Annotated in this window: 13 protein-coding genes; 3 read left to right on the top strand and 10 right to left on the bottom strand. The window is 73.2% G+C overall.

Annotated features, from left to right (window positions below; all coding sequences use genetic code 11):
• Positions 1 to 2: 2 nt before the first annotated feature.
• The 9 genes from G6N56_RS22840 to eccCb form a co-directional block, all read right to left on the bottom strand.
• Entirely contained in the window at positions 3 to 1,298 is a 1,296-nt protein-coding gene (locus tag G6N56_RS22840; protein WP_085255554.1) for a hypothetical protein, read from the bottom strand.
• Between the two features lie 2 nt (positions 1,299 to 1,300).
• The gene (locus G6N56_RS22835; protein WP_085255553.1) at positions 1,301 to 1,642 is read right to left on the bottom strand and encodes a type VII secretion target; all 342 of its coding nucleotides are present in this window, start codon (positions 1,640 to 1,642) and stop codon (positions 1,301 to 1,303) included.
• Between the two features lie 54 nt (positions 1,643 to 1,696).
• Positions 1,697 to 3,034, bottom strand: a complete 1,338-nt coding sequence (glmM, locus tag G6N56_RS22830) for a phosphoglucosamine mutase (protein ID WP_085255552.1) — start codon at positions 3,032 to 3,034, stop codon at positions 1,697 to 1,699.
• A gap of 139 nt (positions 3,035 to 3,173) precedes the next feature.
• Positions 3,174 to 3,647 (bottom strand): 30S ribosomal protein S9, encoded by a 474-nt coding sequence (rpsI, locus tag G6N56_RS22825; RefSeq protein WP_085255551.1) that lies wholly within the window; start codon positions 3,645 to 3,647, stop codon positions 3,174 to 3,176.
• Positions 3,644 to 4,087: a 50S ribosomal protein L13 gene (rplM, locus tag G6N56_RS22820; RefSeq protein WP_085255550.1), complete on the bottom strand. Its 444-nt coding sequence runs from the start codon at positions 4,085 to 4,087 to the stop codon at positions 3,644 to 3,646. Before rplM ends, rpsI begins: the two co-directional genes overlap by 4 nt.
• 235 nt (positions 4,088 to 4,322) lie before the next feature.
• Positions 4,323 to 4,619, bottom strand: coding sequence for a WXG100 family type VII secretion target (locus tag G6N56_RS22815; RefSeq protein ID WP_085255549.1), 297 nt, complete (start codon positions 4,617 to 4,619; stop codon positions 4,323 to 4,325).
• Positions 4,620 to 4,631: 12 nt separating this feature from the next.
• A complete protein-coding gene (locus G6N56_RS22810) occupies positions 4,632 to 4,949 on the bottom strand; it encodes a WXG100 family type VII secretion target (RefSeq protein ID WP_085255548.1) in 318 nt (105 codons plus the stop codon).
• Positions 4,950 to 4,991: 42 nt separating this feature from the next.
• Positions 4,992 to 6,221: a type VII secretion-associated protein gene (locus G6N56_RS22805; RefSeq protein WP_085255612.1), complete on the bottom strand. Its 1,230-nt coding sequence runs from the start codon at positions 6,219 to 6,221 to the stop codon at positions 4,992 to 4,994.
• Positions 6,218 to 9,760: a type VII secretion protein EccCb gene (eccCb, locus tag G6N56_RS22800; protein WP_085255547.1), complete on the bottom strand. Its 3,543-nt coding sequence runs from the start codon at positions 9,758 to 9,760 to the stop codon at positions 6,218 to 6,220. Before eccCb ends, G6N56_RS22805 begins: the two co-directional genes overlap by 4 nt.
• 127 nt (positions 9,761 to 9,887) lie before the next feature.
• Here eccCb and eccD point away from each other — a divergent pair, with 127 nt between their 5' ends.
• Positions 9,888 to 11,249: a type VII secretion integral membrane protein EccD gene (gene eccD / locus G6N56_RS22795; protein WP_085255546.1), complete on the top strand. Its 1,362-nt coding sequence runs from the start codon at positions 9,888 to 9,890 to the stop codon at positions 11,247 to 11,249.
• Positions 11,246 to 12,538 carry a type VII secretion-associated serine protease mycosin gene (mycP, locus tag G6N56_RS22790; RefSeq protein ID WP_408632646.1) on the top strand — a complete coding sequence of 431 codons (1,293 nt, stop codon included), beginning with the start codon at positions 11,246 to 11,248 and terminating at the stop codon, positions 12,536 to 12,538. The genes eccD and mycP overlap by 4 nt, the downstream gene beginning before the upstream one ends.
• Here mycP and eccB read toward each other — a convergent pair.
• Positions 12,500 to 13,867, bottom strand: a complete 1,368-nt coding sequence (eccB, locus tag G6N56_RS22785) for a type VII secretion protein EccB (RefSeq protein ID WP_085255545.1) — start codon at positions 13,865 to 13,867, stop codon at positions 12,500 to 12,502. The two genes, mycP and eccB, sit on opposite strands and share 39 nt — an antisense overlap.
• Positions 13,868 to 13,990: 123 nt before the next feature.
• Here eccB and G6N56_RS22780 point away from each other — a divergent pair, with 123 nt between their 5' ends.
• Positions 13,991 to 14,890, top strand: a complete 900-nt coding sequence (locus G6N56_RS22780; protein WP_085255610.1) for a cutinase family protein — start codon at positions 13,991 to 13,993, stop codon at positions 14,888 to 14,890.
• The last annotated feature ends 32 nt before the right edge of the window (positions 14,891 to 14,922 follow it).

Genomic DNA, 14,922 nt, shown 5'->3' with positions numbered 1-14,922 from the left:
CATCACTGCCCCGCCTGCGGAAGCTGATCGGCGGCGATCTGGCAGGGCGTGGCCTCCCCGTTCGCGGCCTCAGGTGCAGGTGGCGCGTGCGGCGTTGGTGCGGCCTCCGGCGCGGGTGCGGCCTCCGGCGCGGGTGTGGCCTCCGGTGCCGGAGAGGTTTCCGGCAGCGGCACAACCGGCGGCGGCGCCTCCACCGGCGCCACCGCGTCCACCGGTCGCGGCCGAGGATCGGCCTCCTTGAGGTCGTCGTGCTCCCCGTCGAACGGGTCATCTTCGAACGGGTCATCTTCGAACGGGTTCTCGCTACCCGCTTGGTCGGTCGCCGAACCCAGCAGACCACCCATCGCGTCGACGATCCGGCTCGCCAGCCCGGCCAGTCCACCGAGGCTGCCCACCCCGCCGCCCAGATCGCCCGCGGGCGCATCCAAGGCGTCGCCGAGCGCGGCTCCCCAGTCCGGCGGCGGCGAGGCCGCCGGCGCCGGGGCAGGAACCGCCCCTGCATCCGCCGGCGGGCCGAGGACCGCGGCCGGCGCGACCGCGGCGGGCACAGCCGCGGCCGGTGCGACCGCGGCGGGCGGCGGCGCTGGCGGCGGCGATCCGCCGATCCGCAGGTCACCGGGCAGCTCGAACGAGGGTGCCGGCGCGGCGGCCATCTTGTCGGTGACCATCTCGTAGGACGTGTCCACCCCGGCGACCGTCGAGCGCATTGTCGTCAGCCAGTCGTGGCGAACGTCCTCATCGACGTAGGGGGCGATCTGCTCGCGCACCACCTGCTCCGCGGCCGCCCGATCTCCCGCCCCGGTAATGACCGCGGCGGCGGCGGCCAACCACTCCTGCCGCTGCGGGGCCGTGCGGTCGTCGACGGCGATCGCGGTCGCCACCTTGGAATCGACCAGATACCACAGGTTGTCGCGCAACGATTCACATCGCTGAGCGGCCGCGCGCAGCGCGTCGGTCACCGCGGCGCCGCTATCACAATGGCGCTCCAGGAACCGGACCGCGGCGTCCCCACCGGGGCCCGTCCACGCCGCAGCCAGCTCCGTGACCTGGGCGCGCTGGATCCGGAGCGCATCGGCGACCGCCGAACCCGCCGCCCGCAGTTCAGCGCAGTCGTGGTCGAGCACGCGAATGTCCAGACCGTCCTCGGTCTCGTACCAGTCGCCGACCTGAGACGGACGCGCGGTCAGGTCGGGATGGCCGTAGCCGAGCGCGCGGCAAGCCTGCACGTAGCTCTGGGTGTGCTCGACCGAGAGCCTGCCCTCGGCGAGGCGCTCGGCGACATCCAACCGGTCCGCCACGGTCAGGCGATCCGTGCCGCGGCGTACAGCTCGGCGTCCGCATAGCCGTCGGCGCTGGCGCGCAGCGCGACCGCGATCTCGGAACACGCCCGCGACCACTGCGACAACTCCGCGGCCAGACGCTCCAGCAGGCCGCGCAGGGTGTCACCGCTGGCGGTGTGCGCCCGGCCCGCAGTGGTCCCGCCGAATGCGAGTCTGGTCAGATGTCCGGCCACGGCGCCGTCGATGAGCTCGGCTGCGGTCTGGAACTGATCGGCGACCCGATACGTCGACGCGACGTCGACCTCGGTGCGGGCGTTGAACGTTTCGCTGGCGGAGGGTCGTGTTCCCCTGTCGAATCTCATGCCTAATCCGACGCCCGACGCCGCGTCGGGGTTCCGGCCACCGACGGGCCGGGCCTAGCGGGCGGCGCTCACCGCTTCGGCGACCCGGCTGGCGACCCGCTGTGCGAGGTCTTCTTCGGGCGCTTCCACCATGACCCGGATCATCGGCTCGGTTCCGGAGGGACGCAGCAGGATTCGGCCCGTGTCCCCCAGTTCGGCCGCGGCCTTCTCGACGGCGGCCCGTACCGACGGCGCCGCGGCAGCGGTGGCCTTGTCCGCGACCTGGACGTTGATGAGCACCTGCGGAAGCGTCTGCATCACCGAAGCGAGGCGCGCCAGCGACGAGCCCGTCTGAACCATGCGCGTCATCAGCCGCAAGCCGGTGACGATGCCGTCCCCGGTGGAGCCCAGCGCGGGCATGACGATGTGGCCGGATTGCTCGCCGCCGAGGCTGAAATCACCGGCCCGGAGCTCCTCGAGAACGTAACGGTCGCCGACGCCGGTCGTGCGCACCGCGATGCCGGCGGAGCGCATCGCCAGGTGGAGCCCGAGATTGCTCATGACGGTGGTCACCAGGGTGCTGGAAGTCAGCTCGCCGGAGTCGCGCATCGCCAGCGCGAGCACGACCATGATCGCGTCGCCGTCAACCACTTCGCCGTTGGCGTCGATGGCCAGGCACCGGTCGGCGTCCCCGTCGTGCGCCAGGCCGAGATCGGCGCGGTGCGCGAGGACGGCCGCGCGCAGCCCATCGAGATGCGTCGAGCCGCAGCCGTCGTTGATGTTCAGGCCGTTGGGGTCGGCGTTGATCGCGATCACCCGCGCCCCGGCCGCGCCGTAGGCGCGCGGCGCCACCGACGACGCCGCGCCGTGGGCGCAGTCGACCACCACGGTTAGGCCGTCGAGGCGCAGGGTGCTGGCCTTACCGACGTGACGCAGGTAGCGCTCGGCGGCGTCCTCCGCGTCGACGATGCGCCCGATTCCGGCGCCGACGGGGCGCAACCCGGGCCCCGCCGTGACCAGCTCCTCGATCTGATCCTCGGTGTCATCATCGAGCTTGCGGCCGCCGGGGCCGAAGATCTTGATGCCGTTGTCGGGCATCGGGTTGTGCGACGCCGAGATCATCACCCCGAAGTCGGCGTCGTAGGCGCCGGTCAGGTACGCCACCGCCGGGGTTGGCAGGATTCCGACCCGTAGCGCGTCGACGCCCTGGCTGGTCACACCGGCGATGACCGCAGCCTCCAGCATCTCGCCGCTGGCGCGGGGGTCGCGGCCGATCACCGCGACCCGCCGACCCGGTATGCCCGAGCTGACCAGGCGCCGGGCCGACGCGGCGCCCAGGGCCAGCGCCAGCTCGGCGGTCAACTCGCAGTTGGCGACCCCGCGCACACCGTCGGTGCCGAATAGTCGACCCATGCGGACAAACCTCTCACAGTCGTCGGTCGTGCACCTAACGTGCCCGTTCTTTTCTGACCGAAACCGGGCGCATTTTCGCGCAGACACGCCGAAGACGGTGCATAACGTCGCACAGCTTCGGCCAGAAAGCGGTGGCTGATCAGCGCTTGCTGTACTGAGGTGCCTTGCGGGCCTTCTTCAGGCCGTACTTCTTCCGCTCGGTCGCCCGCGGGTCACGGGTGAGAAAGCCGGCCTTCTTCAGCGCGGGCCGATCCTCCGGCGACGCGATGATGAGCGCACGCGCGATGCCCAGGCGCAAGGCCCCGGCCTGGCCCGACGGACCGCCGCCGTGGAGGAGGGCGTAGATGTCGAAGTTCTCCGCCCGGTCCACGGTGACCAGCGGGGCCTTGATGAGCTGCTGGTGCACCTTGTTCGGGAAATAGGACTCCAGGGTGCGGCCGTTGAGGTTGAACTGGCCGGTGCCGGGCACCAGGCGCACCCGCACGACGGCCTCCTTGCGGCGGCCGACGGTCTGAATCGGCCGGTCGAACACGTACGACTCGCTGGGGGCGGCGGTCTCGTCCGCAGCCTGCGCGGCTTCCGTGGTCTCGGTTGCCTCGGTTGCTTGGGTCACTGCGCCACCTGCTTGATCTCGAACGGAACCGGCTGCTGCGCCGCGTGCGGGTGCTGCGGGCCGGCGTAGACGCGAAGCTTCTTCTGGATCTCCCGGCTCAGCTTGTTCTTGGGCAGCATGCCGACGATCGCCTTCTCGACAACGCGGTCGGGATGCTTCTCCATCAGCTGGCCGATCGAGCGCTTGCGGAGACCGCCGGGATACCCCGAGTGGCGGTAAGCCATCTTGTCCCGCAGTTTATCGCCGCTGAGGGCGACCTTGTCGGCGTTGATGACGATGACGAAGTCACCGCCATCGACATTGGGGGCGAACGTCGGCTTGTGCTTGCCGCGCAACAGGGTGGCTGCCGCGACGGCAAGGCGGCCAAGCACCACGTCCGTGGCGTCGATGACGTACCACGACCTCGTGGTGTCACCCGCCTTTGGCGCGTAGGTGGGCACAGCGCTTACCTTCTCTTCTCGTGGGTGGATCCCGGGTCAAGCCGGGTGCCGGTCAGGCGTCCTGGTAGGTCTGCGGTGGGGCTGGTCTCGGCGACCGACGTTGACCCGGGGCCCCGCTTACCCGCACGCCAACGGAGCAGCTTACCGACCAGCGTCCCCGCAGGTCAAAATGACTGTGCGGTCCCGGCGGCTCTCCTCCGCCGGGACCGCACAGGGGCCAGTTGGCTCAGGGGCGCTACCGGCCCCATACACCGGCCGCGCGCCGGTCGGCGTCGGCCACTTCGTCCGCGCCGTCGCGCACCGCGTTTCCCAGGTCGACCAGGATTTCGTTGAGGGCGGAAGCCGCCTGGTCCCACTTGGACTGCTCGACCTGGTACGCGGCGGCCGCTTCCCGCGTCCACAGGTGTCGCAACGGCGCGATTTGCGACCTCAGCTCCTCGATCGCGGCATTGAAGCGCGCGGACGTGGTGTGGATCTCCTGGCGGACCGAGTACTCGATCTCACCGAAGTCGTACGACAGCAGCGGCTCCACGCGCTTCCTCCCTCACAGGTTTCCGCCGGCGGCGGCGATGTGCTCGGCGTGGGCCTGGCCCGCCTCGCGCAGCGCGGCCTCGTTGTGCCGAATGGTTTCGGCGATCGTGTGCAGGACCCGGTGAAGCCGCAGCGACTCGGCGTTCCAGCGATCCACCACGTCTTGGAACCGGGCCGCCGCCGGCCCACCCCATACCGTGGGCGGGACGGCGCCCATGCGGGCGATGAACGCCTGCAGCGTCGCCCGGATCTCGTCGTTGCGGGCGTCCGTCGTGTTCGCCACCGACCGCATCAAGTCGAGATCGGTGCTCAGGGCATTCGTCGCCGTCATACCTGATCCGACTGCGGGGGCCGCCGTTTGGTTCCATCGAGTTCATCCGATGGTGCGGGCCGAGCGCACCGCCTGCTCGCACGCCTCCCGAACGGCGTTGTCGCCGCCGGGCCGGCTCTGGCACCCGATGCTGATCCGGACCGGCCCGTCGACGAAGACCGTCCACCGCACGTGATGCGTGGGCCGCAGTTCGCGGTAGGTCACCGCGGGCCGTCCGGCGGTCGCTCCCGACGGGTCGAAGTCGACGAACACCCCGGCGGGTTCCGCGTCGATCCCGCGCTTCAGCCGCTCCGCGGTGCCGCTCAGGGCCTCGCCGGCGACCGGGGACTGAGTGACGTGCAGCGCCACCTCGGGATCGGACGGCGACGTGACCTGCACCCGCGCCGAGCCCGGGCCGGCCAGCACGCGCTGCGTCGGCCAGTTCGCGGGGACGCTGAGCGCCACCCGGCCTTCGACGAGATACGTCGCCGGCGCCACCTGGAGGCCGGCCGCCGCCATGCCATGCCGGTCCACCGGTGCCACGGCCGAGATGGCCAGCGGGAGGGTCGCCAGGGTCACGGCCGCGGCCGCGAAGACACCCAACCTCGGCGCGCGGGAACGGACGGGAAGGGCGGCGGGCTCCGGCGGCTCGCGGAAGGCCGACCGCGCGATCCGGCTCAGCCGGGCCCCGTCCACCCGCACCACCTTCGGGACGCCGCCGCCGTCGCCGCGGACGGCGGTGGCCACCGAGCTCGCGAGGCCGGCTGCCCCGTCGATGCCGTTCGGCACGTCGATCACCACCGTGACCGTCGCGCCTTGCGCCATCCGCTCGATGGCGCCCGCGACCTCCCGGGCGATCGCCTTCGGCTCGGCGGTGCGCGGCACGGCCACCGCGTCGGCGCCGTTGATCGCCACCAACCGCTCGGCGATCTCCACCACGACGGTCGCCTCCGGCGGGGCGTTCGACGCTTGCCGCAGTAGCCACGACCGCGGCCGCGCCAGGACATCGCCGGCCGGTGCGGCCGCGGCGGTCACCCTGTCGATGCGCGACGGCGGCCACCACGACGGATGCACGACGACCGCGCCGTCGCCGGAGTCGCACCCCAGCGACCGCAGCACGTCGCGCCACGCCGAGTCGACGGCGACCGGGCGGCCCGCCACCAGCGCGACCGGATCGTCTATCGCATCGAGCGCCGCCCCGGCGGCTTCCGCGTCGGCGACTGCGCCGGTGCCGCAACACAGTTGGCGGATGGCGCCGGGGCCGGCCTCGACGATAGCGCGGTGCGGACTCACGGCGGGGTCCACCCGACCTGGACCAGCTGCTCGTCGCCGGGCCGCGTCGAGAGCAGGCCGCGGCCCGGCGGCAGCCGCGCCGGGCGCCCGGAACCGAACGGCACCACCGCGTCGGGGCGCAGGCTCATCCTGAGGGTCATGCAGCCGAGATCGCGCAGCGACGCCAACAGCGGCTCGAACAATGCGCGTTCGGCTCCCCCGCTGCGCCGCGCCACGACCAGGTGCAGTCCCACATCCCGTGCGTGCGGCAGGAATTCGCTGACGCGAGCGAGTGGGTTGCCCGCGGCGGCGGTCAGGTCGTAGTCGTCGACGACGAGGAAGAACTCCGGCCCGGACCACCAGGACCGGGCGCGCAGTTGCTCCTGGCTGACGTCGCCGGCGGGTGTCCGCCGGCGCAGCGAGTCGAGTAGTTCCGCCAGCAGCGACTCCAGCGCGGGCGGCGACCCGGCATACCCGCCCAGGTGCTCCCCGTCGACAACTCCGAGGAGGGACCGCCGGAAGTCGACGATCATCAGCCGAGCTTCGGCGCCGGTCCTGGTCCGGACGACCTCGCGGCACAGCGTCCGCAGCGTCGCGCTCTTCCCGCACTCGTTGTCGCCGACGATGAGCAGGTGCGGATTTCGGTCGAAGTCGATGGGAAGCGGCAGTATCCGCCGCTCCTCGAGTCCGATCAGCATGCGCGGACCGAGTTCGACGCCCGCCCGCTCGACGACGGTGTGCTGGTCGACGTGGGCCGGCAGCAACGGGATCGGGGGCGCCGCACTGTCACCGCGCGGAATATCGTCGGCCGGCAGGGCGATCATCATGTGCTGCCCGTCGCGGGACAGGCCGCGGCCGGGATTGTCCGCGGGCACCTGCTGGGCACGCTTGCGGTCGACCTCGGACTCGGCGGGGTCGCCCAGCCGCAACTCGATCCGGGTGCCGATCTGGTCCTTCAACGCCGGCCGGATCTCACCCCAGCGCGACGCCGACAGCACCACGTGCACCCCGAACGAAAGTCCTCGGGCCGCCAGGTCCGTGATGGACGCCTCCTGCTCGGCGAAGTCCCGCCGCAGGGCGGCCCAGCCATCGATCACCAGGAACACGTCACCGAACTGGTCTGCCCGTCGCTCGTCGCGGAGTTCCCTGCTGCGCCAGACCGATTCGCACTCGGCGACGATGCGGGCCACGAGCGCGGGCTCGGCCCGGCCGGCGACGGCCCCCACGTGCGGCACCGTCCGCAGCGACCTCAGTGCGCCACCGCCGAAGTCGAGGCAATAGAACTGGACCTGCGTGGGGTCGTGCGTGGCGGCGAGCCCGGTGATCAGGGTTTGCAACGCCGTTGACTTTCCCGATCGGGGAGCGCCGACGACCGCGACGTTGCCCGCGGCCCCGGATAGGTCGACCACCAGTTGCGTGCGGCGCTGCTCGCGCGGGCGGTCGACGATGCCGATGGGTACGGTCAGCCCGGGCCGCGCGACCGCCGCGTCCCCCAGCAGATCCCGCAGCGCCGGCGGCTGGCCCAGCGGCGGCAGCCAGACCTGGTGCGCGGGCGGTCCCTGCACGGACAACCGGTCGAGGGCCGCGTCCAGCGGGCGGGGCGAGGACGACCGCTCGGGCTGTTGGCGAGTGACGGCACCACACACCCGCGTACTGAACGGACGGACCTCGGGAATCGCGCCGGACGTCGCCTCGGCACCCGGCCCAAAGGCCCGCGCGGTGACGGCAACGGCGTCGGACAGGGATGCGGCCTGGAAGCGGAACAATTCGCCGCTGCCAAGGCGCAGAAAGCCGGCACCGGGCGTGGTCGGGAGCTCGTAGGCGTCAAGCGTTCCCAGCACGGACCGCGAGTCGCCGGCGGACAACGTCTTCAGGCACACCCGATACGACAGATGGGCGTCCAGCCCCCGCAGCCTGCCCTCGTCGAGCCGTTGGCTGGACAGCAACAGGTGCATCCCCAGCGACCGGCCGAGCCGGCCGATCGCCACGAAGGTCTCTACGAATTCGGGCTGCTGGCTGAGCAGTTCGGAGAACTCGTCGACGATGATGAGCAGAGTCGGCAGGGCGGCCCATCCGGCACCCGCCGAACGCGCCCGCTCGTACGCCGCCACGCTCGCGCACCGCACCCCCCGCAACACCCGCTGGCGGCGATCCATCTCACCGGCGAGCGCGTCGCGCATCCGTGCGACCAGCGGCGCTTCGTCGGCGAGATTGGTGATCACGGCGGCCACGTGCGGCGCGCGGGCGAAGTCGAGGAATGTTGCGCCGCCCTTGAAGTCGACGAGGAGCAGATTGAGCGCCTCCGGCGGGTTGCGCGCGATCAGGCCCAACGCGATGGTCCGCAGTAACTCCGACTTTCCGGAACCCGTTGCCCCGATGCACAATCCGTGTGGCCCCATGCCGCCCTCGGACGGCTCCTTGATGTCCAGCAGCAGCGGCGCACCGTCGACCAGCGTCCCGAGGGGGGCGCGCAGTGGCTCATGGACCACCGTGTCCCCGAACGCGCAAAGTGCGCCGGCGGCGCGACGGCCGGCCAGCCGGCGGGCGCACACCAGCGCATCCAGGAGATCGAGCCGGTCGGGCCGCGACACCTCGCATTCGCCCTCTTCCGCTCGGATGGTCAACGGCGCGCCGCCCTCGCGCGCGCGCAACGCGAGAACGGACGCGCCCGGCATTGCGCCGACGGGCTCGTCGACGTCGGCGACGACCAGCACGTGCGACGCTTCGCGAAGCGCGAGCGCGCGCCGCGCTTCCGCCATGGTCCGGTACACCATGCGCGCCGGACCCGCCTCGTCGACCACCGCCGGATGGCCGTTGTGCGGCAACCACTTCAGCCAGTCCCAGTGCGCGCGATTGCGCTCGCCGATCACGCCCACGATCAAGACCAGGTCCGGGGGATGCGACACGGCGAGTTGGCAGATCACCGCGCGCGCCAGCGCGCGCGCCTCGGCCCCCCGACCGTCGATCGTGATGGTCTCGGCCGCCCGCAGGTCCACCACGATCGGCCCCAGGACCGTCGAGTGCGCCGCGAGGAAGCGCCGCAGGGCCACCGCGGTCACCGGATCGCCGGGCCGCGGGATGTCCGGGGCCACCAGCCGGGGAGTGAGCGGCCGGGCGCCGAGGCCGAAGCGGACGTGACAGAAGTCGGCGTCGGCGGCCTTACGCTCCCAGGTCCGCGGTCCACCGATCAACGTCCACAGCGTGTCGGGGTCGGGATTCCTCGATCGCAGCGACGAGCATTGCGAGTCCGCGTAAGCAGCAACCCTTTTCCGCAACGTCGCCAGGTAGCCGAGGTAGGCGGCGCGGTCGGCGTCGACTCCCCGGCCCGCGCCACGCGCGGATGCGACGGCCATCACCAGGGACGCCAGCGTCACGACCGGGAAGGCCAGGAACATCGGGCTGCGCGTGGCGGTCGAGCCCGAGAGCAATGCCGCTGCCATCACGCCCATGCTGGCCACCGACATCGAGACCGGCAGCAGGCGGGCCGCCGACCGATGCCCCGACGCGGCGCCGGGCGGCGGCTCGACCGCCAGTTCCGCTTCCACCAGCCCCTGAGTCATCTCTCCTCCAAACCGTGCGGCGAAGGTAGGCGGGTGCCGAGCGTCGCGCAACTCACCTGTGGATGGCCGGATACCGCGGCGCCGAAAGCTGATTAGCGTGCGGGTATTCCGAGCGAAGGGGGGGCCGTTGCCCGCATCCGATCCGGCGCTGCGCCGCGTCTCCGTTCACGCGGACGCCGCCGTCGTCGACCTGGTCCTGCCGGCCGGCGTTCCCATGGCCGTCCTGATGCCGTCGATCGTCGACGCGCTCGATGTGCCCGCGCGCGGGGAGCCGCGCCGCTACCAGCTGTCCCAGCCCGGGGCGCCGGCGCTGGACGCGTCGACGACTTTGGCCGCCAACGGCATTCCCGATGGCGCCGTCCTGATTCTCGCCGCGCCGACGGAACCCGTGCCCGGGCCGACTCACGAGGATGCGGCCGAGGCCGTGTCGACGACGCTCGCCGCGGCGACCCGGCCGTGGGACCGCCGCCAACGCCGGCTCACCGGCGCCTTCGCGGCCCTGCTGTTGACCGCCGCCGGAGGAATGGCCCTCATCCGAAATGCGCCGAGCCACAACGCTATCGAAGCCGCCGGAATCGCGGCGTCGGCAGCGCTCGCCACGCTGCTGGCGGCGGCGGTGGCGGGCCGCGCGTATCGGGATCAGATCGCCGGGCTGACGCTGAGCCTGGTCGCCACCGGCTTCGCCGCGGTCGCCGGCACGCTGGTCGTGCCGGGCGCGCCCGGCATCCCCCACGCGCTGCTGGCCGCGACGGCGGCCGCGGCGACCTCGGTCGTGGCCGCTCGGGCGTCCGGCTGCGGCGCCGTCACGCTCACCGCAACCGCCGGCGCGTCGATCGTCGTGGCCGTCGCGGCCCTGGCGGGCCTGATCACCGCGGCCCCGCTGCGCACCATCGGTTCGGTGGCGGCGCTGGCGTCCCTCGGCCTGCTCGGGGCGGCGGCGCGGGTGTCGATCGTGCTGGCCGGGCTGTCGCCCCGGCTGCCGCCCGAGCCGGGGCCCGGCGACCTCGAGCCCGCCGCGGCCGGACTGGCCGCCAAGGCGGTCCGCGCCGACCGCTGGCTGGCCGGCCTGCTCGCGGCGTTTTCGTCGTCGACCGCTGTCGGCGCCATCGTCACCGTACTCGCGGGCGGCGCACGCCCGTCGTGCATCGCTTTCGGCGCCCTCACCGGCGCGCTGCTCCTGCTGCGTTCCCGCGGCAACGACGCGACGAGGACGCTGGTGTTCGCCACCGCCGGGCTGGCCGTCGTCGCGACGACTTTCGGAGCCGCCGCGCTGCACGCGCCGGGGAATGGGGCCGGCGTCGCCGGCGCGACCGCCGTCCTGGCGGCCGCGGCGATGTGCCTCGGTTTCGTCGCCCCAGCGATCCCGGCCTCCCCGGTCGCTCGCCGCAGCGGCGAGCTGCTGGAGTGGTGCGCGACCGTGGCCGCGGTGCCGCTGACGGGCTGGATCTGTGGCCTGTACGGCGCGGTGCGGGGGCTGGCCGTCCAGTGAGCGCGTTGAGCGTTGCGCGCCTCTTGGCGGTATCGACGCTCGTGGCATTCTCCCCGCTGGGAACTCCGGTGGCGCAGGCGCTTTCGCCGCCGAAGATCGAGGACAAGTGGCTGCCCCGGCCGGCGTTGCCGGCGCCGCCCGGACCGACCGTGCAACGCGCGGTCTGCGACACGGTGGCGACGAACCCGCAATCGGGTCGCAACGAGCTGGCCGATCTGATGGACCTGGCGCGGGTCTGGCGGCTCACCCGCGGCGCCGGGCAACGGGTCGCCGTGATCGACACCGGCGTCGCCCCGCACCGCCTGCTGCCCGATGTGGAGCCCGGGGGTGACTACGTCTCGACCGGCGACGGGAGCCAGGATTGCGATGCGCACGGCACCCTGGTCGCCGGAATCGTGGCCGCCAACGCCGACGGCTTCAGCGGGGTGGCTCCCGAGGCGACCGTGCTGAGCATCCGCCAGTCGAGCGCGAAGTTCGCCCCGGCGGGCGACCGGTCGCGCGCCGGGGTGGGTGACGTCGACACGCTGGCGAGGGCCGTCAGGACGGCCGCCGATCTCGGCGCCTCGGTGATCAACATCTCCTCGGTGGCGTGCGCGCCGGCCGCGGCGGGCCTGAACGACCGCGCGCTCGGCGCGGCGCTGGCGTATGCCGTCGATGTGAAGAACGTCGTCGTCGTGGCCGCGGCCGGAAATGACGCGCAGTGTCCGCCCCAGCCGCCGGACGCGACCTGGGACACCGTCGCCGTCGCGGTCAGTCCGGCCTGGTACGACGACTACGTGCTCACCGTCGGGTCGGTCAACGCCGACGGGATGCCGTCGCCCTTCTCGCTCGCCGGGCCGTGGGTGGACGTCGCCGCGCCGGGCGAGGCGGTTCGCCCGCTCGGGTCCCCACCGGTGTCGGGCACCAGCTACGCCGCGCCGGTGGTCAGCGGCCTGGCCGCCCTCGTCCGCGCCCGTTTCCCCGCGTTGACCGCCCGGCAGGTGATGCGGCGTATCGAGTCGACCGCGCATCACCCGCCCGCCGGACGGGATCCGAGGGTGGGCCACGGCGTCGTCGACGCCGTGGCCGCGGTCAGCACCGGGCCGAGCGCGCCCCCCGAAGCGCCGAAACCGGCGCCGATCGCCACGCCGGGCTCGCCCGGCGGCGCCCCGCCGCAGAGCCCGCGCGCGAGGAACGCCGCGCTGCGCGGCGCCGCAGCCTGCGTGTTCGCTTTGGCGGCGGCCCTGACGATCGGCGCGGCCGGCAGCCTTTTACGGCGACCCCGCGACGACGACGTCCCGGGCCACTGACGCCTTCTCCCGGCTCAGTTCCGGCCCGGACGGCAGCGCGCCCAACACGGGCCACGGCGCCGGGACGGCCGCCGGAAGGCCGAGGTCGCGAGCGGCGTCGTCGTCGTGCACCGGGAACCGCACGCCCGCATCGGTGACGAGGTAGCGCGTGCCCGCCGGCCCATCCGGTCGGACATACGCGCTGCGGCCCGGGGGCAGAGAGACGGCGTCCAGCGCGGGACCGACACCATCGGCCTGCGCCAGCGCGGCCGGGGCCCGGCCAGGCGGGAGCGGCAGCGCGCCTCCCGCCAGGATCTGCGCCCCGGACGGACCCCAGTACGCGCAGAGGACGCGCCCGTCCACCAGCGTGGGCGCGCGGTCGGGGAAGCCCGCCACCGGCAACGTGTCGAGGACCGGCGCGGCCCTGATGGCGTCGGGCGCCACCGTGACGGGGCGCGCGGTGCCCCGCGAGTCGCCGAAGCGCAGGAGGTCGGCCGCCACCCGCCCGATGCGCTGCACCCCGTCGGCGAGGACCGCGTAATACTCGTCACCGTCGGTGCGGGCGATGCGCAGCACGCTGCCCACCGCAAACCCCGGCAGTCCGGCGGCCGGCCCGCCCGCGTTGCGGACCGGCGGCGCCGCGATCGGCGGCGCCTCCGGGATCGCGGTCAGCAACCACCGCGAGACCAATCGCGGCGCGCGGCCCTCGAGCCGAAGCGCGCGCAGCACCGCGGCGTCGGTCAGGTCCACCACGGCGCGCTGCCCGTTGTAGAGCAGGTAGGCCGGCGATCCGGAGGCGGGGGCGACGAGGGCGGCCGCGTCGGGGGCCAGGCGGCGGGCCGATTCACCCTCGACCGGTCCGGCGACGACCGTCGTCTCGCGCGCGGCGTCGGCGTCGCACATCGTCCAGGCCGACTCGTCGGCGGACAGCGGCCTCCCGAGTGTCTGGGGCGCGCCCGGGATGCCCACCGCGGGACCGCGTTTGGCGCGGGCCAGGTCGGACTCGCGGACCGGCTGCGGATTGGCGGGTGTCGCCGCGACCAACCGCGCCGAGGCCAGGTTCAGCGCCGGGTGCCACGTGTCGCCCACCCGCACGTACAGGGCCCCGGACTCCGAAGCGATCACGATCCGGGCTTGATCGAGAGCCGGCTGCGGCCGCAGCAGGGCCAGCGCCGCACACCCGACCGTGGCGACGGCCGTGAGCACGCACCCGACGGCCAGCGCCGCCGAGTGCGCGCGCAGTCGGGCGGCGGGCGGGTCGACGTCACCGGTCAGCAACGCGCTTTCGAGCCGGCGCAGCAGGAACCGGTAACCGCTGGTCTGGAGCCGGGTGGTCGGGTGGCGCGGCACTGCACCCCCTGACGCCGGCGTGGCTTTTGCCCACGCTAAACCGCTCCCGGCCGGCGTCACGCCGCTTATCCACAGGTCAGAGGATTTTCGGTCGCCGCCGACTGCGGTTAAGCTTTTGGGGTGATTCTTCAGCGGACACGTGGCCCATGGGGGGGCCCGCAAGGGGGTGCGGCACGGTCAGCGGGTCGCTGGGCCGGCCTCGCCGGCGCCGCGTTCGTCGCCGCCGCCGTCACCCTCGTCAACCCCACCGCCGCCCCGGTCGCGTCGGCCTTCGACTGCCCGGACGTCGAGGTCATCTTCGCCCGCGGCACCAACGAGCCCCCCGGTCTCGGCCGCGTCGGTGACGCCTTTGTCGACTCGCTGCGCCAGCAGACCGGCGGCCTGAACATCCTGCCGTACGGGGTCAACTACGCCGCCAGCAAGCTGCAGCTGCACGGCGGTGACGGCGCCAACGACACCATCGACCGCGTCAAGAAGAGCGTGGAAACCTGCCCGAACACCAAGATCGTGCTGGGCGGGTACTCCCAGGGCGCGTCGGTGATGGACATCGTGGCCGGCGTCCCGATCGGCGGCATCAACTGGGGCAACTCACTGCCGCCGCAGTACGCGAGCAACATCGCGGCCGTCGCCACCTTCGGCGACGTCGCCGACCGCGCCGGCGGCGCGCTGCCGACGGCGAGCGCGCTGCTCGGCTCCAAGGCTATCGACCTCTGCAACCCCACCGACCCGATCTGCCACGCGGGCTCCGGCAACGAGTGGAGCGGGCATACCGAGGGGTACGTCCCCGTCTACACCACCCAGGCCGCCGCGTTCGTGGCGTCCAAGCTGCTGGCCGGCTCGGGCCAGCAGGTGCCCGGCTTCGGAGCGCCACAGGCGCCCGGCCCGATGCAGCCCGGCGGGCAACCCTCACCGATGTACGGGCAGACGCCCCCCGGATCGCCGCCGTCGATCCACGGGGGGACCGGCCCCGCGCCCGCGCCGGACGCCCCGGGCGCGGTGTCGCCGCAAGCTCCTCTCGTCTGAATCGTTACCGGCGCGATATCAACCCGCCCCTA

It is taken from the genome of Mycobacterium saskatchewanense (genome assembly GCF_010729105.1).
Classification (GTDB): Bacteria; Actinomycetota; Actinomycetes; order Mycobacteriales; family Mycobacteriaceae; genus Mycobacterium; species Mycobacterium saskatchewanense.
Note: the sequence above shows the minus strand (reverse complement) of the source record. Positions and strands in the feature narration are given on the sequence as shown.